This window comes from Streptomyces speibonae (genome assembly GCF_984686075.1).
This window is the reverse complement of sequence record NZ_OZ480260.1, coordinates 3,854,949-3,879,585: the sequence shown is the minus strand read 5'-3', so window position 1 is coordinate 3,879,585 and position 24,637 is coordinate 3,854,949. Positions and strand designations below refer to the sequence as shown.

General features: G+C 72.4%; 23 protein-coding genes. 17 read left to right on the top strand and 6 right to left on the bottom strand.

Annotated elements, in window-relative coordinates:
- Nucleotides 1-15 precede the first annotated feature (15 nt).
- Nucleotides 16-612, top strand: a complete 597-nt coding sequence (locus AC5L3C_RS17395) for a Uma2 family endonuclease (RefSeq protein WP_493649796.1) — start codon at nucleotides 16-18, stop codon at nucleotides 610-612.
- Nucleotides 613-619: 7 nt separating this feature from the next.
- Here AC5L3C_RS17395 and AC5L3C_RS17390 read toward each other — a convergent pair whose 3' ends face one another.
- The gene (locus AC5L3C_RS17390; RefSeq protein WP_493649795.1) at nucleotides 620-1,495 is read right to left on the bottom strand and encodes a diacylglycerol kinase family protein; all 876 of its coding nucleotides are present in this window, start codon (nucleotides 1,493-1,495) and stop codon (nucleotides 620-622) included.
- 185 nt (nucleotides 1,496-1,680) lie between these two features.
- On the opposite strand from AC5L3C_RS17390, the gene AC5L3C_RS17385 reads away from it, so the two are divergent.
- A complete protein-coding gene (locus AC5L3C_RS17385) occupies nucleotides 1,681-2,964 on the top strand; it encodes an adenylosuccinate synthase (protein ID WP_125505135.1) in 1,284 nt (427 codons plus the stop codon).
- 68 nt (nucleotides 2,965-3,032) lie between these two features.
- Here the strand turns inward: AC5L3C_RS17385 and AC5L3C_RS17380 are convergent, their stop codons facing one another.
- The 3 genes from AC5L3C_RS17380 to AC5L3C_RS17370 all read right to left on the bottom strand — a co-directional run bounded on the left by AC5L3C_RS17380 (nucleotide 3,033) and on the right by AC5L3C_RS17370 (nucleotide 6,084).
- Nucleotides 3,033-3,683 (bottom strand): putative DNA-mimic protein, encoded by a 651-nt coding sequence (locus tag AC5L3C_RS17380; protein ID WP_493649794.1) that lies wholly within the window; start codon nucleotides 3,681-3,683, stop codon nucleotides 3,033-3,035.
- A 91-nt stretch (nucleotides 3,684-3,774) separates the two neighbouring features.
- Complete coding sequence (locus AC5L3C_RS17375; RefSeq protein WP_493649793.1) at nucleotides 3,775-4,566, bottom strand: GntR family transcriptional regulator; 792 nt, start codon at nucleotides 4,564-4,566, stop codon at nucleotides 3,775-3,777.
- 162 nt (nucleotides 4,567-4,728) lie between these two features.
- Entirely contained in the window at nucleotides 4,729-6,084 is a 1,356-nt protein-coding gene (locus tag AC5L3C_RS17370; RefSeq protein ID WP_493649792.1) for an aspartate aminotransferase family protein, read from the bottom strand.
- A 178-nt stretch (nucleotides 6,085-6,262) separates the two neighbouring features.
- Here AC5L3C_RS17370 and AC5L3C_RS17365 point away from each other — a divergent pair, with 178 nt between their 5' ends.
- The 4 genes from AC5L3C_RS17365 (at nucleotide 6,263) to AC5L3C_RS17350 (ending at nucleotide 11,752) form a co-directional block, all read left to right on the top strand.
- Nucleotides 6,263-6,868: a type 1 glutamine amidotransferase family protein gene (locus AC5L3C_RS17365; protein ID WP_493649791.1), complete on the top strand. Its 606-nt coding sequence runs from the start codon at nucleotides 6,263-6,265 to the stop codon at nucleotides 6,866-6,868.
- Nucleotides 6,865-7,335, top strand: a complete 471-nt coding sequence (locus tag AC5L3C_RS17360) for a MarR family winged helix-turn-helix transcriptional regulator (protein WP_493649790.1) — start codon at nucleotides 6,865-6,867, stop codon at nucleotides 7,333-7,335. Before AC5L3C_RS17365 ends, AC5L3C_RS17360 begins: the two co-directional genes overlap by 4 nt.
- Before the next feature lie 79 nt (nucleotides 7,336-7,414).
- Nucleotides 7,415-10,021, top strand: a complete 2,607-nt coding sequence (locus AC5L3C_RS17355) for a serine/threonine-protein kinase (RefSeq protein ID WP_493649789.1) — start codon at nucleotides 7,415-7,417, stop codon at nucleotides 10,019-10,021.
- A gap of 183 nt (nucleotides 10,022-10,204) precedes the next feature.
- Nucleotides 10,205-11,752, top strand: coding sequence for a substrate-binding domain-containing protein (locus tag AC5L3C_RS17350; protein ID WP_493649788.1), 1,548 nt, complete (start codon nucleotides 10,205-10,207; stop codon nucleotides 11,750-11,752).
- A 33-nt stretch (nucleotides 11,753-11,785) separates the two neighbouring features.
- Here the strand turns inward: AC5L3C_RS17350 and AC5L3C_RS17345 are convergent, their stop codons facing one another.
- Nucleotides 11,786-12,532 carry an SLATT domain-containing protein gene (locus tag AC5L3C_RS17345; protein WP_493649787.1) on the bottom strand — a complete coding sequence of 249 codons (747 nt, stop codon included), beginning with the start codon at nucleotides 12,530-12,532 and terminating at the stop codon, nucleotides 11,786-11,788.
- A gap of 317 nt (nucleotides 12,533-12,849) precedes the next feature.
- On the opposite strand from AC5L3C_RS17345, the gene AC5L3C_RS17340 reads away from it, so the two are divergent.
- The 10 genes from AC5L3C_RS17340 (at nucleotide 12,850) to AC5L3C_RS17295 (ending at nucleotide 21,638) form a co-directional block, all read left to right on the top strand.
- Nucleotides 12,850-13,191: a YbaB/EbfC family nucleoid-associated protein gene (locus AC5L3C_RS17340; RefSeq protein WP_493649786.1), complete on the top strand. Its 342-nt coding sequence runs from the start codon at nucleotides 12,850-12,852 to the stop codon at nucleotides 13,189-13,191.
- A gap of 68 nt (nucleotides 13,192-13,259) precedes the next feature.
- Nucleotides 13,260-13,859, top strand: coding sequence for a recombination mediator RecR (gene recR, locus AC5L3C_RS17335; RefSeq protein ID WP_125505128.1), 600 nt, complete (start codon nucleotides 13,260-13,262; stop codon nucleotides 13,857-13,859).
- Nucleotides 13,852-14,511 (top strand): DUF5063 domain-containing protein, encoded by a 660-nt coding sequence (locus AC5L3C_RS17330; protein WP_493649785.1) that lies wholly within the window; start codon nucleotides 13,852-13,854, stop codon nucleotides 14,509-14,511. Before recR ends, AC5L3C_RS17330 begins: the two co-directional genes overlap by 8 nt.
- 24 nt (nucleotides 14,512-14,535) lie before the next feature.
- Nucleotides 14,536-14,718, top strand: a complete 183-nt coding sequence (locus AC5L3C_RS17325; RefSeq protein ID WP_493653918.1) for a DUF397 domain-containing protein — start codon at nucleotides 14,536-14,538, stop codon at nucleotides 14,716-14,718.
- 285 nt (nucleotides 14,719-15,003) lie between these two features.
- Nucleotides 15,004-16,032 carry a hypothetical protein gene (locus AC5L3C_RS17320; protein WP_493653916.1) on the top strand — a complete coding sequence of 343 codons (1,029 nt, stop codon included), beginning with the start codon at nucleotides 15,004-15,006 and terminating at the stop codon, nucleotides 16,030-16,032.
- A gap of 50 nt (nucleotides 16,033-16,082) precedes the next feature.
- Nucleotides 16,083-16,661 (top strand): Uma2 family endonuclease, encoded by a 579-nt coding sequence (locus AC5L3C_RS17315; RefSeq protein ID WP_493649784.1) that lies wholly within the window; start codon nucleotides 16,083-16,085, stop codon nucleotides 16,659-16,661.
- A 195-nt stretch (nucleotides 16,662-16,856) separates the two neighbouring features.
- The gene (locus tag AC5L3C_RS17310) at nucleotides 16,857-18,134 is read left to right on the top strand and encodes an aspartate kinase (RefSeq protein WP_493649783.1); all 1,278 of its coding nucleotides are present in this window, start codon (nucleotides 16,857-16,859) and stop codon (nucleotides 18,132-18,134) included.
- The gene (locus AC5L3C_RS17305) at nucleotides 18,134-19,207 is read left to right on the top strand and encodes an aspartate-semialdehyde dehydrogenase (RefSeq protein WP_493649782.1); all 1,074 of its coding nucleotides are present in this window, start codon (nucleotides 18,134-18,136) and stop codon (nucleotides 19,205-19,207) included. The genes AC5L3C_RS17310 and AC5L3C_RS17305 overlap by 1 nt, the downstream gene beginning before the upstream one ends.
- Nucleotides 19,208-19,701: 494 nt before the next feature.
- Nucleotides 19,702-20,277 carry a SigE family RNA polymerase sigma factor gene (locus AC5L3C_RS17300; protein ID WP_493649781.1) on the top strand — a complete coding sequence of 192 codons (576 nt, stop codon included), beginning with the start codon at nucleotides 19,702-19,704 and terminating at the stop codon, nucleotides 20,275-20,277.
- Nucleotides 20,274-21,638, top strand: coding sequence for a hypothetical protein (locus tag AC5L3C_RS17295; protein ID WP_493649780.1), 1,365 nt, complete (start codon nucleotides 20,274-20,276; stop codon nucleotides 21,636-21,638). Before AC5L3C_RS17300 ends, AC5L3C_RS17295 begins: the two co-directional genes overlap by 4 nt.
- On the opposite strand, the gene AC5L3C_RS17290 is transcribed toward AC5L3C_RS17295, so the two are convergent.
- Nucleotides 21,605-22,486: an SURF1 family protein gene (locus AC5L3C_RS17290; RefSeq protein WP_493649779.1), complete on the bottom strand. Its 882-nt coding sequence runs from the start codon at nucleotides 22,484-22,486 to the stop codon at nucleotides 21,605-21,607. The genes AC5L3C_RS17295 and AC5L3C_RS17290 overlap by 34 nt on opposite strands.
- Nucleotides 22,487-22,688: 202 nt before the next feature.
- Here AC5L3C_RS17290 and AC5L3C_RS17285 point away from each other — a divergent pair, with 202 nt between their 5' ends.
- Nucleotides 22,689-24,539: a S9 family peptidase gene (locus AC5L3C_RS17285; RefSeq protein WP_493649778.1), complete on the top strand. Its 1,851-nt coding sequence runs from the start codon at nucleotides 22,689-22,691 to the stop codon at nucleotides 24,537-24,539.
- Nucleotides 24,540-24,637 lie beyond the last annotated feature (98 nt).

Genomic DNA, 24,637 nt, shown 5'->3' with positions numbered 1-24,637 from the left:
CGGGGAGGGCGCATCATGACAGTCATGGCAGAGCGACCGATGACGAGCGGCACCGAGTCCGACAGCTTCGAGAACCTGCTGAGGACCCTCGACGAGCTGGACGTGCCCGACGGCTACAAGGCCGAGATCATCAGGGGGAACATCGTCGTGTCGCCGTGGTCCGAGGGGTATTACCACCGAGTCATGCGCCAGGTGTGCAGGCAGCTGGAACCCCACCTCCCCGCCGGGCACGCCATCGGCTTCGGCCCGTTCCTCTACGTCTTTCCCGGCGACGAGCGCGCGTACGGACCGGATGTTCATGCCGCGCCCGACAGCGCCTTCGAGACGACCAGCCGCCACCTGGACGGCGAAGCCCTCTCCTTCGTCGCCGAACTGACCTCCCTGTCCACCCGCGACGACGACATGACGGACAAGGTCGAGACCTACGGAAAGGCGGGCGTCCCCGTCTACCTCCTCCTCGACATGCAGGAGGAGCGGGCCACGGTCTTCTCGATGCCCTCGGCCAAGGGTTACGAGTCCCGCGACACCAAGCCCTTCGGCCAGAAACTGGCCGTCCCCGCCCCGTTCGGCTGCGTCCTGGACACGACCGACTTCAAGGCTCCCCAGCCCTGACGCCCCGCTACCGCGCAGGCAGCACCAGCCCCCACGCCCCCTCCAGCACCTCCCACGTCCGTGTGCGTACCGGGCCCGACACCGTCGCGTCCGCCCGGTAGCGGAAGTGGGCGCCCGACACGGTCACCGTGCGGCCCTCAGCCGACAGGACGGACGCCTCCGTGCCCACCGACGCCGGGCGCACCTCCACCTGCGCCCGGCCGGGAGCGCCCGGCATCACCGAGACGCCCTCCACGGGCTGCCCCAGATCGACCAGCGTCTCCCCGTCCACCTCCACCCGCAGCCGCGCCGGTCCTCCTTCCGGCGCGGACACGGTCCCGGACGGCCGCGCCGGCACCAGGGTCCGTACCAGCGTCCGGTACGTCCGCAGCCAGGGGCGCCCCGCCCCGCCGGGAGCGTCCTCCCGCACCGGTGTCACCCCTCCCACCGGCGGGATCCGCAGCGTGCCGAGCACCACCCCGTCGCTGTCGTCCACGAGCAGGTCCATCCGGCGCTCCGTCCCGTCCAGCACCGCCCGCGCCGCCGCGACCGCGCCCGCGGGCACCCCGAGCGACCGGGCGAGGGAGACCGCGCCGCCCACCGGCACCAGGGACAGCGCACATCCGGCCAGCTCCCGCCGCCGGTGCAGCAGCGTCACCGCCCGCACCAGGGCCCGGTCGTCGCCGACCACCACCGGCCGGCGCGACCCGCGCCGCGCCAGCGCCCGCGCGAACTCCTCCGGACCGTCCGGCAGGCACACCTTCGCGCTCGCCGCACCCGCGCCGATCACGTCCTTCGCGATCCGGACGGACTCGCCGTCCGCCCGCCGGGCGACCGGATCGACGACCACCAGGAGCTGATCGGATGCCGCGGAGAAGGTCCTGGAAGTCGCCACCTCGGCCATGCCTCGCTTCCTCGGGTAGCATCTTTGTGCAAGAGCCCCTTGCGCTATTGCGCCAGGGGCTTCGTCTATTCCGGGGCATCCGGTCCGACGGTTGGCGGCCAACGGTGGTCGCGGTGCACGCGACGGTGATCCTCCGTGTGCGCCCCTGACCTTGGACATGCCCCGCCCGGAAGGGGTGTACGCGCGTGCCCGCACTTGTGCTGCTCGGTGCTCAGTGGGGTGACGAAGGCAAGGGAAAGGCGACGGACCTGCTCGGTGGTTCCGTCGACTATGTGGTGCGCTACCAGGGCGGCAACAACGCCGGCCACACGGTGGTCGTGGGCGACCAGAAGTACGCCCTGCACCTTCTCCCTTCCGGGATTCTCTCCCCCGGCTGCACGCCGGTCATCGGTAACGGCGTCGTCGTGGACCCGTCGGTCCTGCTCTCCGAGCTGAGCGGTCTGAACGAGCGCGGCGTCGACACGTCGAAGCTCCTGATCAGCGGAAACGCTCACATCATCACCCCGTACAACGTGACCGTGGACAAGGTGACCGAGCGCTTCCTCGGCAAGCGCAAGATCGGCACCACCGGCCGGGGCATCGGCCCCACCTACGCCGACAAGATCAACCGCGTCGGCATCCGCGTCCAGGACCTGTACGACGAGTCGATCCTCACCCAGAAGGTCGAAGCGGCCCTCGACGTCAAGAACCAGATGCTCACCAAGCTCTACAACCGGCGCGCGATCGCCGTCGGCCAGGTGGTCGAGGAGCTGCTGGGCTACGCGGAGCGGCTCGCGCCGTACGTCGCCGACACCGTGCTGGTGCTGAACCAGGCGCTGGAACAGGACAAGGTGGTCCTCTTCGAGGGCGGCCAGGGCACCCTGCTCGACATCGACCACGGCACGTACCCCTTCGTCACCTCGTCCAACCCGACGGCGGGCGGCGCCTGCACCGGCACCGGCGTGGGCCCGACGAAGATCAGCCGGGTCATCGGCATCCTCAAGGCGTACACGACCCGCGTCGGCGCCGGCCCGTTCCCGACCGAGCTCTTCGACGAGGACGGCGAGGCCCTGCGCCGCATCGGCGGCGAGCGCGGCGTCACCACCGGCCGCGACCGCCGCTGCGGCTGGTTCGACGCGGTGATCGCGCGGTACGCGACCCGGGTCAACGGCCTGACGGACTTCTTCCTGACCAAGCTCGACGTCCTCACCGGCTGGGAGCAGATCCCGGTCTGCGTGGCCTACGAGATCGACGGCAAGCGCGTCGAGGAGCTGCCGTACTCGCAGACGGACTTCCACCACGCGAAGCCGGTCTACGAGATGCTGCCCGGCTGGAGCGAGGACATCAGCAAGGCCACGTCCTTCTCCGACCTGCCGAAGAACGCCCAGGCGTACGTCAAGGCCCTGGAGGAGATGTCCGGCGCCCCGATCTCCGCGATCGGCGTGGGCCCGGGCCGCACCGAGACGATCCAGATCAACTCGTTCCTGTAGCCCGGCCGGCCCGTGCGCCGGCGCCCTCCGGGGGGCCGGCGCACGGGCTCTGCGAGCCGCGGTGACGGTCAGCTGAAGACGATCATCGACCCCTGCGCCAGGCTCCGCGTCGCCGCCGCGTGCAGGCCCAGCCACACGTGGCGCTCGCGGGCGAAGGGGCTGGGGTCGTAAGGGGCCGGGACCGCCGGCTCCTCCAGCTCCGTCGGGCCGCGCGGCGGCTCGGGTGCCGCCGGGGGGTTCGCCGGGTCGATGCCGATGGACGGCGCGACGAGCTCCAGTTCCCGCAGCAGTGCGTGGGCCGACCCCAACGGGCCGCCGCCGGCGAGGAGTTCGTCGCTGGAGAGGGGGGCGGGGAAGTCGAGCGGGACGTACGCGCCCGCGTGGTCGTAGTGCCAGACCAGGTGGGACTGCTGGGCCGTCGCCTCGAACATCTCCAGCAACTGCTCGTAGTCGCCGCCCAGTTCGTCCACCGGAGTGACCGGCAGCCCGCACACCTGGAGCAGGTACACCCGGCGCAGGAAGTGCAGCGCGTCGTAGTCGAAGCCCGCGACCGGAGCCACCTCGCCGGTCAGTCCCGGCATGTACTGATACACCGGCACCGGAGGCAGCCCCGCCTCCGCCAGCACCGCGTTGTACTGCGCGAGTTCCTCGGCGAACGGATTGTCGGGCGTGTGGCACAACACGTCGACGAGCGGTACCAGCCACAGGTCACAGGCCAAAAGAGGGCTCCTCGCATCGCGCGGTGGTCGGGGGCGGTCGTGCCGGTCGTGGTCGTGCCGGTCGTGGTCGTCCCGGTCGTGGTCGTCCCGGTCAGGGAAGCGTATCCGCGCCCGGGCGGGGCGACTCCTCCGGTGCGGACCGTTGTGCGGGTCGTGCGGGTCGTGCAGGTCCCTTACCCATCCCGCCGGCCATCAGGCCCTCGACGAGGGACAGCGCGTGCGTGTTGTACCCGTCGACGATCGCCCGGGCGGAATCGGTGTCACGGCGCATCAGCGCGTCCACCAGATCGGTGTGTTCGGCCCACAGAAGTCCCCGCAGATCGGGCAGCCGCCGCAGATGCTGCACCACGTACACCCACCCCTGGACGCGGAGCCGGTGCAGGAAGTCGGTGAGGTAGGGGTTGCCGAACACGGCCGCGAGTTCGCGCCAGAAGCGCAGGTCGTAGCCGATGAGCACGGTGACCTCGCCGGCGAGGGCGGCCCGCTGGGCCTCCTCGCCGCGGCGGCGCACCCCCGCGAGGGCGGCGGCGACCCGGGGTTCGTCCGGCCGGAGCTGGGCCAGGTGACCCTCGGTCAGCGCCTGGAACATGCCGTCGACCACCAGGTTGCGGGCCTCGATCATGCCGCGGAAGTCGTCGCAGGAGTACTCGTGCACACGGAAGCCCCGGTGCTGGTCGGCGTCGAGCAGCCCCTGCGCCGACAGATCGACCAGGGCCTCGCGGACCGGGGTCGCGGAGACGCCGTACTGCTCGGCGATCTCCTTGACGGTGAACTCCTGCCCGGGCTGGAGCCGCCCGCCCAGTACCTCGTCACGGAGCGCGTCGGCGATCTGCTGCCGCAAGGTGCTGCGGGTCACGGCGCCAGTGCCGCTGCTGCCGGGCATGTTCGGGGCGTCTCCCTCGTCGCGTTCGAATGACGTGCACGGTAAATGTCCGCGAGAAACGCCACCTTACGCGGTCGGGAAGGGCCGGGACGTTCGAACGGGCGCGAGGGGAGAGCCGCCCCGCGCCCGCTCCGGCCGGGTCACTCCGACCCGCACGCACGGTTACGCCACGTAGCTGTCCGCCACCGTGAGGGCCGCGTCCAGCGCCGCCAGCCCCTCCTTCAGCTCCGCCTCGCTCGCGTTGCACGGCGGTACCACATGGGTGCGGTTCATGTTCACGAACGGCCAGATCCCGCCCTCCTTCGCGGCGGCGGCGAACGCGGCCATCGGGGCGTTCGCCTCCCCGGCCGCGTTGTACGGCACCAGCGGCTCCCGGGTCTCCCGGTCGCGCACCAGCTCCAGCGCCCAGAACATGCCGACGCCGCGCACCTCGCCCACGCATGGGTGCCGCTCGGCCAGCTCCCGCAGCGCGGGCCCGAGGAGGGACGCGCCGAGGCCGGCCGCGTGCTCCACGACGCCCTCCTCCGCCATCACGCCGATCGTCGCCACGGCGGCGGCGCAGGCCAGCGGGTGCCCCGAGTACGTCAGCCCGCCCGGGTACGGCCGCCTGGCGAAGGTCTCGGCGATCGCCCCGCTGATGGCGACACCGCCCAGCGGCACATAGCCGGAGTTCACGCCCTTGGCGAAGGTCATCAGGTCCGGCACGACGTCGTACAGGTCGGCCGCGAACCACGTCCCGGTCCGTCCGAACCCGGCCATGACCTCGTCGAGGACCAGGACGATGCCGTACTTGTCGCACAGCTCGCGGACGCCGGCCAGGTAGCCGGGGGGCGGCGGCATGATCCCGGCGGTGCCCGGGATGGTCTCCAGGATGATCGCGGCGACGGTCGACGGCCCCTCGAAGGCGATCGTCGTCTCCAGGTGTTCCAGCGCCCGCGCGCACTCCTGCTCCTCGGTCTCGGCGTAGAAGCGCGAGCGGTACAGGAACGGTGCCCAGAAGTGCACGACGCCGGCCGTGCCGCTGTCGGAGGCCCAGCGGCGGGGGTCGCCGGTGACGTTCACGGCCTGCTGGGTGCCGCCGTGGTACGAGCGGTAGGCGGAGAGCACCTTGGGGCGCCCGGTGTGCAGCCGGGCCATGCGCAGCGCGTGCTCGACGGCGTCGGCGCCGCCGTTGGTGAAGAAGATGCTGTCCAGGTCGCCCGGGGTCCGCTCGGCTATCAGCCGGGCCGCCTCCGAGCGCGCCTCGACGGCGAACGCGGGCGCGAACGTCGTCATCCGGGCGGCCTGCTCCTGGATCGCGGCGACGACCTTGGGGTGCTGGTAGCCGATGTTCGTGTAGACGAGTCCGCTGGCGAAGTCGAGATAGCGCCGGCCGTCGTAGTCCCAGAAGTACGACCCCTCCGCCCCGGCGACGGCGAGCGGGTCGATGAGCTCCTGCGCGGACCAGGAGTGGAACACATGCGCACGGTCGGCGGCCTTGACGGCGGCGCCGGCCTCGGGGTTCGGCTGAGGGGTCATGCCGCCGAGGGTAGGCGGGAGCGCCGGGCCCGCGACATCGGCGGGCTGTCTGCGGTCGGGGGGTTTCCGCGACATGTTGTCGACGCCGGCGGTCGGAGACTGTTTGACAGTCTGCTGTCGTCATGGCAGGCTGCTGTCATATCGAGGCAGTGAATCCAGCCCCAACAAGGGAGCGGTCATGACCCGCAAGCCCGTCCACCTCGCCCTCTACGACACCTACGCCGACTGGGAGACCGGTCACGCCACCGCCCACCTCGCGCGCGCCGGCCACGAGGTGCGCACCGTCACCCCGTCCGGTGAGCCCGTCACCAGCGCCGGCGGACTGCGGGTGCTGTCCGACCTCGCGCTCGACGAGCTGCGCCCCGAGGACAGCTCCCTGCTGATCCTCACCGGCGCCTCCCTCTGGGACGAGGGCGACGACCTCGCCCCCTTCGCCCGCACCGCCCGCGCCTTCCTCGACGCCGGTGTGCCCGTCGCCGCTATCTGCGGAGCCACCGCCGGGCTCGCCCGGGAGGGGCTGCTCGACGACCGGGCGCACACCAGCGGCGCCGCCGCCTACCTCGCCATGACCGGATACGCGGGCGCCGGGCGGTACGTGGAGGCCGACGCCGTCACCGACGGCGGACTCGTCACCGCGGGCCCCACCGAGCCCGTCGCCTTCGCCCGCGAGATCTTCCGGCTGCTCGGCATCCACGACGACAAGGTGACCGACGCCTGGTACCGGCTGTTCCGCGACTCCGACCCGGAGGCGTACGCCGTGTACGAGGAGGCACTGAGCCGGTGAGCCGGGCACGCCAGGACCTGCTCAGCCGGGGCGCGCTCGGCGCCTTCCGGCTGAACGGCCAGTTCCTCGCGGTCGCCGAGGAGCTGGCCCGGCCCGCAGGGATCACCGCCGCCTGGTGGCAGGTGCTCGGCGCGGTCCTCCCGGAGCCGCTGCCGGTCTCCGGGATCGCCAGGACCATGGGCATCACCCGGCAGAGCGTGCAGCGCATCGCCGACCTGCTGGTGCGGCGCGGACTCGCGGAGTACCGGCCCAACCCCGCTCACCGCCGCGCCAAACTCCTCGCCCCGACCGACGAGGGCCGCGCCGCGATCCGCCGCATCGACCCCGGTCACGCGGCGTACGCGGAGCGGCTGGCCGAGGCGTTCGAGGAGGCGTACGGGGAGGAGGAGCTCGCCCGCGCGATACGCGCGTTGGAACGTCTGTCCGACATCCTCGGCGCTCTCGGCCCGCCTGTTACGCAACCGTAGACAACGCGACCGTCGCCCTGGGTAGCGGCCCGCCACTATCCTCGACGTGTTGCTCACTGCAGGGGGGAGGCGGGCAGCGATGGACAGGCTCGGGGCGGGGGATCCGCGCCGGATCGGGGCGTACCGGCTGCTGGCGCGGCTCGGTGGCGGCGGCATGGGGCAGGTCTACCTCGCGCGTTCCGACCGGGGGCGCACGGTCGCCGTGAAACTGGTCCGGGAGGAGCTGGCCCGGCAGGAGGAGTTCCGGGCGCGTTTCCGGCAGGAGGTGCGGGCCGCCCGGCAGGTCGGCGGCGACTGGACGGCGCCCGTGCTGGACGCGGACACCGAGGCGCCCGTGCCCTGGGTCGCCACCGGGTATGTCGCCGGGCCCAGCCTCCAGCAGGTGGTCGGGCACGATCACGGGGCGCTGCCCGAGCGGTCGGTGCGCATCCTCGGCGCCGGTCTCGCGCACGCGCTGCGCGACATCCACGCCGCCGGGATCGTCCACCGCGACCTCAAGCCGTCCAACGTCCTCGTCACCATCGACGGTCCCCGGGTCATCGACTTCGGCATCGCGCGGGCGCTGGAGACGGTGGCCGACGGCGGGCTCACCCGCACCGGCGCGCTCGTCGGCTCGCCGGGCTTCATGGCCCCGGAACAGGTGCGCGGTGACCGCATCACACCGGCGTGCGACGTGTTCTGCCTCGGCTCGGTGCTCGCCTTCGCCGCGACCGGCGCGGTTCCCTTCGGCACGGCCAACAGCGGGGTGCACGCCCTGATGTTCCGCATCGCCCAGGAGGAACCCGACCTGGAGCAGGTGCCGGAGGGGCTCGCGGAACTCGTCCGCGACTGTCTCCGGAAGGATCCGGCCGCACGGCCGGGCCTCGACGAGGTGCTGGCACGCACCGGCGCGGAGGAGACCGTCGTCGACGGCCGCTCCCGTGACCCCTGGCTGCCCAGCGCCCTGGTCGCCCAGCTCGGCCGCCACGCCGTACGCCTCCTCGACGCGGAGGACCCGGAGCCCGCGCCGGGAGGGCAACACGGCGCGTGGGGGCCGGACGCGGCACCCGCGCCGCGGGCTGACGGCTACGGTGCGTCGCCCGGACCGGGCCACCTGGCGCCGCCGACGCCGGAGACGCTGGTCGCGGCGGAGCGGGGCGGGCCGGGGGTGCCCGGTGGCGGGCAGGCGGCCGGGCCTGGGCCAGGGCTTCCGGCGGCGCCCGCTGCGGGACATGAGGTGCACGGGGATGCGGGTGACCCCCGGGCGGGTGCGGTCCGGCCGGGCGGGCCCGCGGCGCCCGGTGGCGGGCAGCCGGGTGGGCCCGGAGCGGCCGTTCCCGGCGGGGCGGGTGCGGATCGGCCTGGTGGGTCCGCGTCACCCGCTGAGGGGCAGCCTGGGGTGTGGGAGGCGGGTGCTGCTGGCGGGCCGGCGGCGGGACAGGCCGGTGGTCCAGGTGTGCCTGGTGCCGATCCGTCGGGCGGGGTGTCCGCTTCGCCCGGTGACAGGCAGCCGGAGGCCGGGGCGGCGCGTCAGGCGGCGCCCGATGGGGGGCGTCCGGTCGCGGGGGAGCCGGGTCGGCCTGCGGCGGCCGCTCCCGGGGCGGCGGGTGCGAGACAACCGGGCGACGGTTCCGCGTCATCCGCCGACGGGCAGCCGGGCGCGTCCGGACCGTCCGGGCAGACCCCCGCCGAAGAGCCGCGCCCCGCTGCCGGGCCGGGACCCATCGCCGGGCCGAACCCCGCTGCCGGACCGTCTCCCGCGGCTGAGCCGCGCCCCGCCGCCGAGTCGGCCCGCGCCGCCGGACCGGGCGGTGCCCGGGACCCCGCCGCCGAGGACCCGGGCGGGACGCCCGAACACGCCCGTGCCGCCGATGACGGCGCCCCGGAGCCCTCCGCTCCGCCGCCGCCGGGGCAGCCGAGTGTGAATCACCTCCCCACCCTGATCGCCGGCCGGAGCACCCCCACGCCACCGCCCGGACCCACCCCCGGCGGTGGCGCCTACGGGCACGCTCAGCAGCACCCCCAGCCGCCCGCGTACGGCTACCCGTACGCCGGCTACGGCGCGGGCCGGACCCCGCCGTACGGCCCGCCGCCGTTCGGGCCGGTGTTCGAGCCGCGCAGGGACCGGCGGTCGACCGCGCTGCTCGTCGTGGTCGCGCTGGTCGTCGCGCTCGCCGCGGGCGGCACCGTGTACGCGCTGATGAGCGGCGGTGGGGACGGCGACCAGCGCGCCGGAGGCGACCCGTCGGCCCCCGTCACACCGAGCGGCGGCGCGTCCTCCGGCACGGAGCCGGGCGGCTCCGGCCCCGGGCAGTCACCGGACACCCGCCCGCCGAGCAGCTCCGCACCGGCGGACGACGGCACCGTGCCCGAGAAGTTCCTGGGCACCTGGTCCACCTCGTTCACCAACGCCGCCGGGCGGCACACCCGCCGGCTGACCGTCGAGCAGGGCGAGGTCGGCGACACGATGCTGTCGCTCGTCGCCGAAGGGCCCACCGGAAGCGGCCCGTACCACTGCGTCTTCAAGGCCCGGCTCACCGCCGCCTCGAGCGGCCGGCTGGACATCGGCCCGTCGTCCGTCACCGTCGGCCGGCCCTCCGGCGCCTGCACTCCCGGCTCCGCGAGCGAGATCACCCTGCTCCCCGACGGTTCGCTGCGGCGCGTGAGCACCGGCGACGGCAGACAGCTCACCTACACCCGCGACTGACGAACGGGGGCCGTCGAGCCCTCGTCCGCCCAAGCCCTTGTCCGCCACGCCCCGTCCGCCCGGAGTGGTTGAACGTTCGGCGAACCCAGGTGAACTTCCGCGGACGTCCGTCGCCGCCGGTGCCGCGTACGGCCGTACGGTGGCCACCCGGTCGGACGGGCGGGCAGTGGCGGGGGCGGCACGGTGCAGTGGCTGAGCGCGGAGAACCTGGTGGCCGTGGCGACGGCGATCCTCGGTGTCGTCGCCTCCGCCGTCATGGTCTGGTACGAGAGACGGGTGCCGCGCCGCAAGCGGATCGGCTACCGCGTCCAGCTGGACGCCCCGATCGGCGACGACCAGCGCTCGGGCCGCCGCAACAACCGGCGGGTGGGCTGGTTCGACACGGCGGCCGGGATGACGGACGCCAGCATGGTGCTGCTGCGCATCGAGAACGACGGTTTCCAGGCCGTCGACAGCGACGACTACCAGAGCCCGGGGAACCACGGCCTGACCGTGGAGTTCGGCACCCGCACCATCCTCGGCGTCTCGGTCACCCAGCCCTCCGCGACCAGCCACCTCATCGAGCACTTCACCCCGGAACGGGGATTCGGCCACCAGGGCAGCACTCTGCGCCTGCCCCGCGTCCCACTGAACCGGGGCGCCTACTTCAAGCTGCTGGTGCTGCTCTCCGGCGGGAGCGTGGGCGACGAGATCGAGCTGCGCGGCGACCTCAGCGAGGGCGAGGTGCACCGCAACCGCAGCGCCACCCCGGACGAGACGGCCCCGCTGTTCAGCCGTGCGGCACGGCTGATCACCATCACGCTCACGCTGTGCGTGGTGGCGCTGGCGGTGATCGTCGTGGCGCAGGACGACAGCCCGCCGCCCATCGGCTGCGAGGGCGGCACCCTGACACTCACCGGCTCGACGGCGTTCGCCCCCGTGCTGCGGGAGGTCGCGGAGAAGTACGAACGCGACTGCGAGGAGGACGACCCCCGCATCGAGGTGGATCCGCACGGGTCGGCGGCCGGGATACGGGACCTGGCGGCGGCCGGTGCCGAGGCGGAACACGGTTCGCCGGCGGTGGTCGCCCTGTCGGACGGCCCCAAGCCGGGCGGGCTGCCCGAACTGCGCGAGAACCGCGTCGCGGTGTCGGTGTTCGCGCTGGTGGTCAACGACGCCGTAGGGCTGCGGAACCTGTCGACGGCGGACGTACGGCGGCTCTACCTGGGCGAGATCGCGAACTGGAGCGAGCTCGGCGGCCCCGACCTGCCGGTCCACCTGGTCAGCCGGGACGCCAACTCCGGCACCCGCCAGGTGTTCCAGCAGCGCGTGCTGGGCCGCGGCGAGATCGCCCACTCCTCCGTCGACTGCGTCCACAGGGACGACCCGTCCGCGCCCGTCATCCGCTGCGAGCTGGACTCCACCGAGCAGGTGCTGGACACCGTCGCCGAGCTGCCCGGCGCGATCGGGTACAGCGAGCTCAACCGGGCCATCGGCATCAAGGGGCTGCACCGCCTGGACCTCGACGGCGACCCCGCGTCCGTCGACGCCATCGAGCACGGGACCAGCTCCTACCCGTACCGGGAGATCGAGTACGCCTACACCTACGGGCAGCCGCCGGCGGACTCACTGGCGTCGAGCTTCCTGACGTATCTCGCGCGGGGCAACGGGCAGGACGTGATCCGCACCCACGGCCATGTGCCCTGCTGGACCCCGGAGGGGATGGAGCTCTGCGGCCGGGGCGGTCCATGACACCCCGCCCTGCCCCCGTCCGTCCGGTGCGGTTCAGCGCGGCTCGGGCGGGCGCTGCCTCGGCATGTTCGGGCGGGTCGGTCCGGGCGTGGCCGGGAAGCGGCCGTGCGGTACGGCGCTCTCCGGGCGTGCCGCCCCCGTCAGCGCCGTCTGCACGCCCAGCGGCGCGCCGCCGCTGCGGAACTCCACCATCCAGTCCGCCGTCTCGACGCGCACCAGCTCCGTCACGTCCTCGGAGAAGCGCCGCAGCACCGACAGGCACCGCTCGGCCGCCTCGCTCGCCGTGCCCTCCGTGGGACCCAGCACCTCGCGGATGCACTCCGACGCCCAGTCGAACTGGAACGTCTGCAACCGCCGCTGCACCGCCTGCGCCGTCGCCACGTCCCGCATCCAGCCGGAGGTCATCCCGAAGAACCGGTCCCCGGCGACGCACGCCACCGCGAGCAGCAGCGCCAGATACCCCCAGGGCGCGAAGCCGTCGGCCACCCCGGTCAGATCGAGCAGCGGCAGCGCGGCCCCGGTCAGCGCGCCCGCCGCCGTCCCGGACCGCAGCGCCCACGCGCCCCGCCGTTTCCACGCCCGGTCCTCGAGATACCAGGCGGCGGTGTCCAGCGCGCCGCGCTCCGCCCACCGGTACAGCTCGTCCAGCCGGGCCGCCGGTTCGCCCCAGTCGCCGAGCGGGAACTCCCGCCCCGTCGGACGGCCCGGCCGCAGTCCGGCCGCCCCCTCTCCCCGCCGGCCCTGAGGCCGACCCTCGGGCTGCATCTCCGGCTGACCCACCCGGTATCTCCCTACTGAGCTGAACCCTTGCTGACCCCTGCCGACCCTGCCCACTACGTTCCGTGCTCACACCATGACGATCCGTGTCCGCGCGTGCCGCCCCTTCCTACCGCCCAATGGGTGGCCGCGTCGGGGGTTCGCGCCCTCTTTCCCTCGGAAGATGGCCGTGATCAGGTATAGGGCCTCCGCCCGAACTCACTCGAAAGAGTGCTGGGGCGACGCCTCCCCCGACCACGTAGGCTCGTGCCGAACGGCAAAACCGTGAGCACCCCGAAACACCGACAGCACGGACCGACCGATCGACCAAGGAGTTCATCGTGATCCCCGGTGGTGGCCAGCCCAACATGCAGCAGCTGCTCGAGCAGGCCCAGAAGATGCAGCAGGACCTGGCCAAGGCGCAGGAGGAACTGGCGCGTACGGAGGTCGACGGCCAGGCGGGCGGCGGTCTGGTGAAGGCCACCGTCACCGGTTCCGGCGAGCTGCGGGCGCTGAAGATCGACCCGGAGGCGGTGGACCCGGAGGACACCGAGACCCTCGCCGACCTGGTCGTCGCGGCGGTCCAGGCCGCCAACGAGAACGCCCAGGCGCTCCAGCAGCAGAAGCTCGGCCCGCTGGCCCAGGGACTGGGCGGCGGCGGTATCCCCGGTCTCCCCTTCTGACCTTTCTAAGACGGCCCACGGGCCTCTACGGTACGTACTGAAGGCACACCAGGAAGGATGGCAGTCCGTTGTACGAAGGCGTGGTCCAGGACCTCATCGACGAACTGGGGCGGCTGCCCGGCGTCGGTCCCAAGAGCGCGCAGCGGATCGCCTTCCACGTCCTTCAGGCGGAACCGACGGACGTGCGGCGCCTGGCGCACGCGCTGATGGAGGTCAAGGCGAAGGTCCGCTTCTGCGCGACCTGCGGCAACGTCGCGCAGGAGGAGCAGTGCGGCATCTGCCGCGACACCCGCCGCGACCCGGCCGTCATCTGCGTAGTGGAGGAACCGAAGGACGTCGTGGCCATCGAGCGCACGCGTGAGTTCCGCGGCCGCTACCACGTCCTCGGCGGCGCGATCAGCCCGATCGACGGGGTGGGCCCGGACGACTTGCGGATCAGGGAACTGCTGGCCCGGCTGGCCGACGGCACGGTCACCGAGCTCATCCTGGCCACGGACCCGAATCTCGAAGGCGAGGCCACGGCGACGTACCTCGCTCGCATGATCAAGCCCATGGGCCTGAAGGTCACCCGCCTGGCCAGCGGCCTCCCGGTGGGCGGCGACCTGGAATACGCGGACGAGGTGACCCTCGGCCGCGCCTTCGAGGGGAGACGACTCCTAGATGTCTGACGCCACGCTGCACGCGACGCACCAGAACCCGGACGACTTCGCGGTCCAGATCGCCGATCAGATCGAGAGCTTCCTGGTCGCCGTCACGGAGGTCGCGAAGGGCGACGAGCCGGACTCGGCGGTCCCGTTCCTGCTGCTGGAGGTCTCCCAGCTGCTCCTGGCCGGCGGCCGCCTGGGCGCCCACGAGGACATCGTCCCCGACGAGCGCTACGAGCCCGACCCGGGCCCCGAGCCGGACGTGGACCAGCTCCGCGAGAACCTCGCCCGCATGCTCGACCCGATCGACGTCTACTCCGAGGTCTTCGACCCGTACGAGCCCCGCAAGGCGCCCGTCCCGGCCCGCATCTCCGACGACCTCACCGACGTCATCACCGACCTCCGCCACGGCATGGCCCACTACCGGGCCGGCCGCACCACGGAGGCTTTGTGGTGGTGGCAGTTCTCCTACTTCTCCAACTGGGGTTCCACCGCGTCCGCCACCCTGCGCGCCCTGCAGTCGGTGGTCGCCCACGTCCGCCTCAACCAGCCCCTCGCCGAACTCGACGGCCTCGACACCGACCAGGGCATGGGCGACGACACCCTCGAACTCGAGGCGGGCAAGGTCATGGCCGAGGAGCTGGGGGAGTCGCTGGGGGCGCGACACGGTCGATGAGGGACGCCAACTGTCCCGCCTCTCCTGACGACTGAACGCTGGTTCAAGTCGAGCTACAGCGACAACGAGGGCGGCAACTGCGTCGAGGTCGCCCTGAGGGACGCCGTCCACGTCCGTGACTCCAAGGCCGCCCCCACGGGCCCCGAGCTCCACCTCACGGCGTCCGCCTGGGCGGCGTTCGTTTCCGCAGTTCAGCCCGGAGCTTGAGCCCCGGGATCCGAGCTCTTCCCCTGGGTTTTCTGGTCTGGTTGAAATACCCAACCAACCAAGTCTGAACGTGAGTTGAGTCGTCATCCCTCGAATGAGTGACGTTGCGTGATCGGCTTGCGCCGCTGCGTGAAGCAGCTCTAGGTTCGCAGCAAACGACCAGCAAATGAGTCGGCCCCGGCGGTGCGCCAACACCACTCCGGGGCCTGACCTACGGATCGAATCGAGGCTTCGACCGTGGCTTACGCCCACCTTAGTCCCGCTCTGCCGTCCCCGTCCCACCCGATGGCCAATTCGGGGTACGGAAAGCGCCCCGTAGGTGACGAAGACCCGCACGCGGACTCGGACTTCGCACATCTGCTCCCGCGTGACGCCGAGGTCGCCGTCTTCATCGACCATCTCGACACCGGTCACGCGATGGGCCACAAGGTGCTCGCGGCGGAGCACCCCCGCTACGGCCAGCAGGCGATGCGTACCTCGCTGAACCGGATCACCGAGGCCGGCCACCTGCGCTGGATCAAGGAGCACATCACCGTCGAAGACGGCACCATGCGGTGGGTCACGCGCACGTACTGGTCGCGTACCCGCAGGTCGGCGGAGTGGTGGGCGCGGTTCGCGCGGGAGCGTCACGGCAAGGACGTCACCCGGGGCCACCAGCCGGGCCTGGCCCGGGTCGAGGAGCAGCCGTCCGCCGTGGAGTCCTCCGCCGAGCAGCCCGCCGTACCGGACGCGCCGGAGCCGGAGCCGGAAAGCGCCGCGTACCGCACCCTCACCGGCCTGCGTGCCGCCGACCCCCGTATGCCGCTCAGTCACGGCGACTGCCGCTCCCTCGCCCCCCTTGCCGAGGAGTGGCTGTCGCGCGGGGCGACCTCGAAGGACCTCATCCGGGCCCTCACCGAAGGGCTGCCACCCACTGTCAGCAACCCGGGCGGTCTCGCCCGCCGACGACTGGAGTCGAAGATGCCTCCGCAGCAGAGGGAACCGCGCGCGAAGGTCACCCGCGCGATCATGGCCTGTGCCACCTGTGACCAGGATGAACGCACGGTGGAGATCGACCGGGGCATCTGCGTGGACTGTCGCAGGGAGGACGAGGCCAATCCGATGTCCGACGAGGACATCGTCAAGGGCTTCGAGGAGATCGCCCACCTGGGGACCGCGTCGGCGTACTTCCTGAGGAAGAAGCTGGAGCGGAGCACGGGTGGCCCCGTGCCCGACACGTTCCGCTCCGTGCCCATCGAGGACCGCGTCTTCTACCACTACCGCGACAACCGCGACCGTATTGCCAACGGCCTCCCGCCGAGGCGCTGGAAATGAGCGTGCAGGAAGCGCCGGTCGGGGCACCATGGTGTCGAGGAGGCGACGCCATGACCCCCACGACCGAACACCGGCCGCAGATGTCCGTCGAGGAGTTCGAGGAGCTCGAGCGCCATGCCCCGGAGACCGTGCGGCTGGAGTTCATCAATGGGAAGGTCCAGGTCAAGGCAGTGACCGACGGCGACCACGACCAGATCGTGGCCTGGTTGCAGAGGCTGTGCGTGCAGCACCGTCCGGAGCTGTGGCTCTACGCCGAGCGTGGCATGAAGGTCGAGGCCTACCGGAGAGGGAGGGCTCGCCCCGACGGCGTCCTTGCTCCCTTCGGCTTCACGAAGGGACACGGGGACTGGTCGGAGGCGGAGGGCGTGCTGATGACCGTGGAGGTCACCTCTCACGACGCCGATACCCACCGGCGTGACCGCGTGGAGAAGCCCGGTGGGTACGCGGCCGCAGGCATCCCCATTTATCTCCTCGTCGACCGGGAGGACCGCACCGTCACCGTCTTCTCCGATCCTGAGGACGGCCGTTACCGCTTGCAGGTGAACAAGCCGTTCGGCGCCGTGATCGACCTTCCCGACCCCGTGAACATCACCCTCGACACCGGGCCCCTTGCGGATCTCGCCGCGTGAGTCCCACTGTGACGCGGGGCACTTTTCCGAGTGGTCCGCGTGGGGATGGGCATGAGCCCCCCTGCAAGAGCGCCGGGGAGTCTCACCATGCGGGATCGCAAAGGTGTTTTCCGGGCGCTCGATAGACTGAGCCGACCGCAGCGGACACATATGTGTGCGGACTGTGGACAACGACGGACTGAGCGAGGAGCGCACGTGGGCCTTGTCGTGCAGAAGTACGGAGGCTCCTCCGTAGCCGATGCCGAAGGCATCAAGCGCGTCGCCAAGAGGATCGTGGAAGCCAAGAAGAACGGCCACCAGGTGGTCGCCGTGGTTTCCGCGATGGGCGACACGACGGACGAGCTGATCGATCTCGCCGAGCAGGTTTCCCCCATCCCTGCCGGGCGCGAGCTCGACATGCTGCTGACCGCCGGAGAGCGGATCTCCATGGCCCTGCTGGCCATGGCGATCAAGAACCTGGGCCACAACGCCCAGAGCTTCACCGGCAGCCAGGCAGGTGTCATCACCGACTCGGTCCACAACAAAGCCCGCATCATCGATGTCACACCGGGCCGGATCAAGACCTCGGTGGACGAGGGCAACATCGCCATCGTCGCCGGTTTCCAGGGCGTCAGCCAGGACTCCAAGGACATCACCACCCTCGGCCGCGGCGGCTCCGACACCACCGCCGTCGCCCTCGCCGCCGCGCTCGACGCCGAGGTGTGCGAGATCTACACCGACGTCGACGGCGTGTTCACCGCCGACCCGCGCGTGGTGACCAAGGCCAAGAAGATCGACTGGATCTCGTTCGAGGACATGCTCGAACTCGCCGCCAGCGGATCCAAGGTGCTGCTCCACCGCTGTGTGGAGTACGCCCGCCGGTACAACATCCCGATCCACGTCCGCTCGTCCTTCAGCGGACTGCAGGGCACGTGGGTCAGCAGCGAGCCGAAGAAGCAAGGGGACAAGCAGGTGGAGCAGGCTCTCATCTCCGGTGTCGCGCACGACACCTCCGAGGCCAAGGTCACGGTCGTCGGCGTGCCGGACAAGCCCGGCGAGGCGGCCGCGATCTTCCGCACGATCGCCGATGCCGAGATCAACATCGACATGGTCGTGCAGAACGTGTCCGCCGCCTCCACGGGCCTGACGGACATCTCCTTCACGCTGCCCAAGACCGACGGCCGCAAGGCCATCGACGCGCTGGAGAAGAACAAGGGCAGCATCGGCTTCGACTCCCTGCGCTACGACGACCAGATCGGCAAGATCTCCCTGGTCGGCGCGGGCATGAAGACCAACCCGGGCGTCACCGCCGACTTCTTCACCGCGCTCAGCGACGCCGGCGTGAACATCGAGCTGATCTCGACCTCCGAGATCCGCATCTCGGTCGTCACGCGCAAGGACGACGTGCCCGAGGCCGTTCGCGCCGTGCACTCCGCCTTCGGTCTGGACTCCGACAGCGACGAGGCCGTGGTCTACGGAGGCACCGGCCGCTGATGGCCGGCACAGCGGGACCCGGCCGTTCCGGGCGGCCGACGCTCGCGGTCGTGGGAGCGACCGGGGCCGTCGGCACGGTCATGCTCCAGATCCTGTCCCAGCGGGCGGACATCTGGGGCGAGATCCGGCTCATCGCCTCCCCGCGCTCGGCCGGCCGCAAGCTGGCCGTGCGCGGCGAGGAGGTCGAGGTCGTCGCGCTCACCGAGGAGGCCTTCGACGGGGTCGACGTCGCGCTGTTCGACGTTCCCGACGAGGTCGCCGGGCGGTGGGCGCCGGTCGCCGCCGCGCGGGGCGCGGTGGTGGTGGACAACTCCGGGGCGTTCCGCATGGACCCGGACGTGCCGCTCGTCGTGCCCGAGGTCAACCCGCACGCCGTACGGCGGCGTCCGCGCGGGATCGTCGCCAACCCGAACTGCACCACCCTGTCGATGATCGTCGCGCTGGGCGCGCTGCACGCCGAGTTCGGCCTGCGCGAGCTGGTCGTCTCGTCGTACCAGGCGGTCAGCGGTGCCGGGCACGCGGGCGTGCGCACCCTGCGCGAGCAGTTGTCCCTGGTCGCCGGCACGGAGCTGGGCACGAACCCCGGTGACGTACGGCGGGCCGTGGGCGACAACACCGGGCCGTTCCCGGAGCCGGTCGCGCTGAACGTCGTACCGTGGGCCGGGTCGCTGCGCGAGGACGGCTGGTCGTCGGAGGAGATGAAGGTCCGGGACGAGTCCCGCAAGATCCTGGGCCTGCCCACGCTGCCCGTGGCGGTCACCTGTGTCCGCGTCCCCGTGATCACCACGCACTCCCTCACCGTGCACGCCCGCTTCGAGGGCGAGGTCACCGTCGACAAGGCGCGCGAGATCCTCGCCACGGCACCCGGCGTGGTGCTCTTCGACAATCCGGGCGCGGGGGAGTTCCCCACCCCCGCCGATGTCGTCGGCACCGATCCGACCTGGGTGGGGCGCGTCCGGCGGGCCCTGGACGACCCCACGGCGCTGGAGCTGTTCGTGTGCGGGGACAACCTGCGCAAGGGAGCGGCGCTGAACACCGCGCAGATCGCCGAGCTCGTGGTGGCTGAACAGTGAAAAGTTCTGGATCACACAGGATTCATTTGTAGGATCTGTGTAAGTCTTGTGAGCCGCGGTTCTCGGTCTGGACCACTTGAACGTGCCTGTCCGCCGACCGAGGATGGCACGAGGATTCATCTCCCCGTCCTCCGCAACCGAGCGGAGGGCGGGGAGCGTCTTTGCGGTCACCCCTATCCGGGACGTGGGGACGCTGCCTTTCAGACGTGGGGACGTCTGGAGCCGGGCGTGGGGACGCCCGTTCATATGGGACACAGGGGAAGAGCGGGGCGCATGAGGGCAATGGAAGCGCTGTCGGCGGTGCTGCCTGACGCGGGCGGGCGGCCGCCGGAACCGGCCGCCGCAAAAGTACCGCCCGGCACGTACAACCCTTACGAGGGGAAGCGTGTCCAACTGACGTGGCTGAGGTACTCGACTTCACAGCGCCGCGGGGCACGGCTTTCCGCCCGCCCCGCCAGGCACTCCGACCCCGTGCGTCCGGTCCGTCCGGCGGCATGCCGGTGATCGCGCCGATGCCCGCTGCGCGTCCCGCCCACATACCCGGCCAGCGTGACGGCGCGGTCGACGCCGTCGCCGCCGGCACCACCGTCGACCACCTCACCGAGACCTACCGCGCCCACTACCGTTCGCTGCTGGGCCTCGCCGCGCTCCTCCTCGACGACACCGCCTCCTGCGAGGACGTCGTCCAGGAGGCGTTCATCCGCGTCCACTCCGCCCGCAAGCGCGTCCGCGACCCGGAGAAGACCCTGGCCTATCTGCGCCAGACGGTCGTCAACCTGTCCCGCTCCGCGCTGCGCCGCCGCATCCTCGGGCTGAAGCTGCTCTCCAAGCCGATGCCGGACATGGCGAGCGCGGAGGAGGGCGCCTACGACCAGCTGGAGCGCGACTCCCTCATCAAGGCGATGAAGGGCCTCCAGCGCCGCCAGCGCGAGGTGCTCGTGCTGCGCTACTTCGCGGACATGACCGAGGCGCAGGTCGCCGAGACGCTCGGCATCTCGCTGGGCTCGGTGAAGGCGTACGGCTCGCGCGGCATCGCCGCGCTGCGGCTGGCCATGGAGGCCCCGGCATGAGCGACGCCAGCGCCAGGGACGCGCGGCACGAGGCCCGCGAGCCGGAAACCCCGCCCGCCTCCGACGCCGTGCCGGCCTCCGACGCCGTGCCGGCCTCCGACGGGGCGCCGGCCCCCGACGCCCCGCACGCCTCCACGGAGGACACGCGGTCCGCTGCGGACGGTGCGCTGCCCGGCGATGGGAGTGGCGCGCTGACCGGCGATGGGAGTGGCGCGCGGCCCGGTGATGGGAGCGGTGCGCGGTCCGGGGCGGGCCGGGCCGGGGTGCCGGGTGGGCAAGAGCTGAAGCAGACGCATGCTGGGAACGGAACTGTGAACGACGGCCGGGACGAACAGAGCCCCGAGGGGCTCGACTCGGACGAGCTGGAACTGCGCACCCTGCTGCACCAGGCGGTGCGCGAGGTGGAGCCGGGCGACGGCACCCTGGAGTATCTGCGCCGGGCCGTCCCGGCGCGCCGGGCCCGCAAGCGCCAGGCCCTCGTCGGCATGGCCGCCGCCGCCCTCTTCGTCGGCACCGCGGTCCCCGCCGTCGTCCACGTCTCCAGCGGCTCCGGCTCCGACGCCCGCCCCTCCGCCGTCGGTCATGCCTCGCAGACGCAGGGCGGTACCGGCCGGGGCGAGGACCACGGCGGTGGCGAGAGCACCGCGGGCGGTCCGTCGAACCGGGTCGAGGGCACCGACAAGGGCGACACCAAGGACAGGAACCACGGCGGCGGCAGCACCGGCTCCGGCGCGGGCACGACCGAGGGGAACGACACCTCGGCGGACACCGAGGACGAGGCGTCCGTGTGCACCGCCGCCCAGCTCGGCCCGGCGGTCGCGAGCAGCGCCTCCCCCGAGACCACGGGCGCCGTCTACGGCTCCTTCCGGGTCACCAACGTCTCCACCGCGAGCTGCACCGTCGACGGCCCCGGCGTCGTGAACGTGACCCCGCAGGGCAAGGCCGCCGCCGGCAAGGTGAGCGCGATGCGGCATGTGGCGGGCGACGCGGCGGCCGGACTGCCCGACCCCTCCCTCGAGGCCGCGCAGCAGGTCCTCGAGCCGGGCGCGTCGTACGAGGTGAAGTTCGCCTGGGTGCCCTCCGAGACCTGCTCCGACCCGGGTGACACCGCGGGCGGCGGCACGGGCGGGCCCTCGGCCGACCCCTCGCCCACCGGCGAGCCGACGAACACCACCGGCGCCTCCTCGGGCACGTCCGACAACGGTACGGCCACTCAGCTGGTCAGGACGGACGGCGGCACCGGCGGCAGCGTGGCGGTGACGTACACGGCGTCGACGGGCTCGAGCTCGGCCACCACGACGGTGAGCAACGCCTGCGTGGGGACGGTCTACTGGACGGGCCTGCTGACGCCCGTCGGCTGACGGGGCGCGTCGTCGTCGCCGTCGCCGCCGCCGGGGATGTCCTCGTCCTCCGCGTTCCCGTCCTCCGCGTTCCCGTCCTCGGCGTTCCCGTCCGGGAGCAGGCCCAGTTCCGCGTCGCGGGCGAGCTCGACCTCGCGGCGCAGCAGACGGAACCACATGAAGATCACGAAGCCGACGAAGGCGAACCACTCCGCGGTGTAGCCCAGGTTCTGGAACGCCTTCAGGTCGAGACCCGTGCCGTCCGGCGCCGACGCCGGAACCGCCCGCATCCCCGCGTCCCCGCGGTTGAGCGTGACCCAGGCGTCGTACACGTCGTACGGCACCAGGTTCACCAGCGAGGCCGCGCTGATCGCGGACGTCTGCCCCTCCGGCAGGCCGCCGCGGGCGCTGACGCCGTTGCTGCCGGGGGTCTCGGAGGCCTGGAGCGCGCCGGTCACCGTGACCTCACCGGCCGGTGCCGGGGGCACCTCGGCCGGGTCGGCGGTGCCGGGCAGCCAGCCCCGGACGACGGGCAGCGCGCGGCCGGTGTCGGTGCGCAGCAGGGTCAGGACGTAGTAGCCGTCCTCGCCGTCCAGCTTCCGGTCGGGCACCAGCAGCTCGGTGTCGTACCGGCCGCTCGCGGTGGTCTGCTTGCCGGAGGTGGCCTTGGTCACCGGCAGCAGGTCGTCCAGCGGCCTGGGCGCCTCCCGCCGGTCCTCGGCGATCCGGGACTCCGCCTCGCGGTGGCTGTCGACCCGGTCCTCGAACCTGCCCAGCTGCCAGGACCCCATGAAGACGCAGAAGGGGATGGAGAGCAGCAGGAAGACGTTGATCCCCCACCAGCGGGGCGTCAGCAGAAACCGGTACACGTCCTCAACGGTACGGGTCCGCGGGCGGTTCCCGGCCCGCGGGGTGGGCGCGCACGGGGGCGCGTCGGGCGGCTCGGGCGGGGGCGCGTCCGGGGGGCCGGGCCGGGGTGTCCCGGGGGGCCGGTGAAAGATCCGGGAGAAGTTGTCCACAGGCTGGGGAGCTGGGCCGCGCGATGACCCTCCGGGCGGGCAGTATGGGGTCATGACTGAGAGCAACGGGTCCGACGCGCCGGGCCGGGCGGACCACCAGAACGATCGAACGCGGCACGAGGGCGCCGAGGACATGCCCGACTGGGAGAAGCGCTTCCGCGCGCCCCGGGTGTCCCTGCCCGACTGGGCCGAGGACGCCCCGGACCGCTCGCTGTTCGTGTCGAACGCGACGGGGACGTACGAGCTGTACGCCTGGGACCGGGCGACCGGTGAGCAGCGCCAGGTGACGGACCGGCCCAACGGCACGACGGACGGGGTGCTCTCGCCGGACGGCGACTGGATCTGGTGGTTCGACGACAAGGACGGCGACGAGTTCGGCGTCTGGCGCCGGCAGCGGTTCTCGGGCGGCGAGGACGAGCTCGCGGCCCCGGGCCTGGACCCCTCCTACCCGGCCGGGATCGCGCTGGGCAGGGACGGCCGCACGGCGGTCGTGGGCCGCTCCACGGACGAGGACGGTACGACGATCCACCTGGTGCGCACCGGGGAGGCCCCGGTGGAGCTGTACCGGCACCGCGAGTCGGCGGGCGTCGGTGACCTCTCCCACGACGGTTCGCTGATCGCCGTGGAGCACACCGAGCACGGGGACGCGATGCACTCCGCGCTCAGGGTCATGCGCCCGGACGGCACGACGGTGGCGGAGCTCGACGACACCCGGGGCGGCACCGAGGAGCTCGGCCTGGAGGTGCTGGGCTTCGCGCCGGTCGAGGGCGACACCCGGCTGCTCATCGGCCACCAGCGGCGCGGACGCTGGGAGCCGCTGGTGTGGGACGTCGCGACGGGGGAGGAGACCGACCTGGTACTGGAGCTGCCCGGCGACGTGAGCGCCGAGTGGTACCCGGACGGCACCGGTCTGCTCATCGCGCACGGCTACGAGGCCCGCGGCGAGCTGTTCCGCTACGACCTGACCGAGCGCCGGCTGGTGAGGATCCCCACGCCGCGCGGCGCGGTCTCCGGGGCCACGGTCCGCCCGGACGGCAGCGTGGAGTACCTGTGGTCGTCGGCGGCCGAACCGCCGGCGGTGCGTTCCACGACGGGCGGAGTGGTCCTGGACCCGCCGGGGATGAAGTCGCCGGGGTCGGTGCCCGTGGAGGACGTGTGGGTGGAGGGGCCCGGCGGCCGCATCCACGCGCTGGTGCAGAAGCCGGCCGGCGCGACCGGCCCGCTCCCGACCGTGTTCGACATCCACGGCGGCCCCACCTGGCACGACAGCGACTCCTTCGCGGCGGGCCCGGCGGCCTGGGTCGACCACGGCTACGCGGTGGTCCGCGTCAACTACCGGGGCTCCACCGGCTACGGGCGCGCCTGGACGGACGCCCTGAAGCACCGGGTGGGCCTGATCGAGCTGGAGGACATCGCGGCGGTCCGCGAGTGGGCGGTCGCCTCCGGTCTGGCCGACCCCGCCCGGCTGATCCTCACCGGCGGTTCCTGGGGCGGCTATCTGACCCTGCTGGGCCTCGGCACCCAGCCGGACGCGTGGGCGGTGGGCATCGCGGCGGTTCCGGTCGCCGACTACGTCACGGCGTACCACGACGAGATGGAGGCGCTGAAGGCGATGGACCGCACGCTGCTCGGCGGCACGCCGGAGGAGGTCCCCGACCGCTTCGAGGCCTCGTCCCCCATCACCTACGTCGACGAGGTCAGGGCCCCGGTCCACATCTCGGCCGGCGTCAACGACCCGCGCTGCCCCATCCAGCAGATCGAGAACTACGTCAAGCGTCTCGAGTCCCGCAACGCCGTCCACGAGGTCTACCGCTACGACGCCGGCCACGGCTCCCTGGTGGTCGACGAACGCATCAAACAAGTCCGCCTGGAACTCGACTTCGCCACCAGACACCTCCCCTGACACCGCCGCAGCCTGCGGGCAGTCGTGCCTCCCCCAGTGCCTGAAGGGCCTGGGAGGTGCCCCCAGGGCGGCACGGGTGGGCGGTGGGGGTACCGCCC

Bases quoted from the DNA above. Each gene is read 5' to 3' on its own strand.
- AC5L3C_RS17305 (WP_493649782.1), top strand. From the start codon at position 18,134: ATGGCCGGCACAGCGGGACCCGGCCGTTCCGGGCGGCCGACGCTCGCG.
- AC5L3C_RS17320 (WP_493653916.1), top strand. From the start codon at position 15,004: ATGGCCAATTCGGGGTACGGAAAGCGCCCCGTAGGTGACGAAGACCCG.
- AC5L3C_RS17370 (WP_493649792.1), bottom strand. From the start codon at position 6,084: ATGACCCCTCAGCCGAACCCCGAGGCCGGCGCCGCCGTCAAGGCCGCC.
- AC5L3C_RS17295 (WP_493649780.1), top strand. From the start codon at position 20,274: ATGAGCGACGCCAGCGCCAGGGACGCGCGGCACGAGGCCCGCGAGCCG.
- AC5L3C_RS17375 (WP_493649793.1), bottom strand. From the start codon at position 4,566: ATGCCCGGCAGCAGCGGCACTGGCGCCGTGACCCGCAGCACCTTGCGG.
- AC5L3C_RS17365 (WP_493649791.1), top strand. From the start codon at position 6,263: ATGACCCGCAAGCCCGTCCACCTCGCCCTCTACGACACCTACGCCGAC.
- AC5L3C_RS17395 (WP_493649796.1), top strand. From the start codon at position 16: ATGACAGTCATGGCAGAGCGACCGATGACGAGCGGCACCGAGTCCGAC.
- AC5L3C_RS17390 (WP_493649795.1), bottom strand. From the start codon at position 1,495: ATGGCCGAGGTGGCGACTTCCAGGACCTTCTCCGCGGCATCCGATCAG.
- AC5L3C_RS17315 (WP_493649784.1), top strand. From the start codon at position 16,083: ATGACCCCCACGACCGAACACCGGCCGCAGATGTCCGTCGAGGAGTTC.
- AC5L3C_RS17300 (WP_493649781.1), top strand. From the start codon at position 19,702: ATGCCGGTGATCGCGCCGATGCCCGCTGCGCGTCCCGCCCACATACCC.
- AC5L3C_RS17285 (WP_493649778.1), top strand. From the start codon at position 22,689: ATGACTGAGAGCAACGGGTCCGACGCGCCGGGCCGGGCGGACCACCAG.
- AC5L3C_RS17355 (WP_493649789.1), top strand. From the start codon at position 7,415: ATGGACAGGCTCGGGGCGGGGGATCCGCGCCGGATCGGGGCGTACCGG.
- AC5L3C_RS17330 (WP_493649785.1), top strand. From the start codon at position 13,852: ATGTCTGACGCCACGCTGCACGCGACGCACCAGAACCCGGACGACTTC.